Annotated in this window: 1 protein-coding gene; it reads left to right on the top strand. The window is 62.0% G+C overall.

All coding sequences use genetic code 11. The annotated features are described in order from the left end of the window. A partial coding sequence (locus tag ASN89_RS24210) for a GGDEF domain-containing protein (RefSeq protein WP_058051048.1) occupies positions 1-1,016 on the top strand: 1,016 nt, incomplete at its 5' end. Positions 1,017-1,273: the final 257 nt, after the last annotated feature.

Here is a 1,273-nt window from a genome sequence, read left to right as displayed (position 1 = left end):
TTGGCGGCAACAGCGAACAGCAGCATACCTATTTTGCGGAATTGCACCGCGTCGGCCTCGTCACGCAAGTGATGGGCATCATTGCCTATAGCATGACCTGGCTGATGATGCCCGATCCCTATCATCCGAACCTGCTGCACGCCGTGCTGGCGCTGCTGGGCATGCTGGCCAGCCTGGTGGCGCGCTACCGCTGCACCACCTTGCCCGTGCTGACCATTTCCGGCGCCTGCGCCGTGCTGGCCCTGACTTTCGGCCTGCGCACGATGGCCGACGCCGTCCTGCACGCCAGCTTCTGGGTCTTGCCCGTGGGCGTCTTCCTGACCCTGGCCATCGCCTCCATCTTCAATGGCGGCCTCAGCTACCTTGCCGTGGTGGCCGGCATCTGGTGGAACGTGGGCCACGGCCTGTACCCCGTCAACGCGGGCTTGCCCGACCAATCCTGGGTGCCATTGATGATCGCCGTCAGCGTGCTGTTCGGCCTGGCGCTGAATGTCAGCTTCAGCTTATTGCGCTTGCGCAACTATCACGCCAAGGTGGAATTGACGCGGCTGGCCTTCCAGGACAGCCTGACGGGCCTGAACAACCGCCGCATGTTCACGCAGCGCGCCCAGCAGATGCATGGCGCCACCCATGGCGGCATGCTGCATTTCCTGATGATCGACATCGACGATTTCAAGATCATCAACGACCAGCAGGGGCACGATGCGGGCGACGAGGTGCTGGTGCGCACGGCCGCCATCATCGCCGACAAGACGCAAGGCCATCTGTGCGGGCGCCTGGGCGGCGAGGAATTCGGCATCGTGTATGCGGGCAGCCGCGAAGACGCGCGCGCCTTTGCCGGTGGTCTGGTCGAGGCCGTCAGCCAGGCTTTCCATGCCGCACAGTTCGTGTCGATCAGCGTGGGCGTGGCCGAGCTGGACCGGGGTAAAGAGCTGGGCCACAGCTACCGGCTGGCCGACGAGGCGCTGTACCTGGCCAAGCGCCAGGGCAAGAACCGCTATGTGATCGCCGGATGATTGCCTGAGGGTGTTGTTGCCGTGTCAAAAACTGCCGCTGTACAGGGCAAAAGGGGGGCAAAACCGCAAGTTCCGGTCATAAGGCAGGGGCAAAACGGGTATAATGCGCGCAAAGGAAATTTGCCGTACGAAAGATATTGTCATACCTACCTTTAACCCGCAGCCACGCTGCATCAACCACCTTCCAATCATGTTGATACTGCCGGGTTCCAATGCCCTGTCCCATTTCCGTAGCCACCGTCTGTTAAGCCAACTGC

The sequence above is a fragment of the Janthinobacterium sp. Ant5-2-1 genome, assembly GCF_001445815.1.
In the GTDB taxonomy this organism is placed as follows: Bacteria; Pseudomonadota; Gammaproteobacteria; order Burkholderiales; family Burkholderiaceae_D; genus Janthinobacterium; species Janthinobacterium lividum_E.
This window is presented reverse-complemented; position numbering and strand designations above follow the sequence as displayed.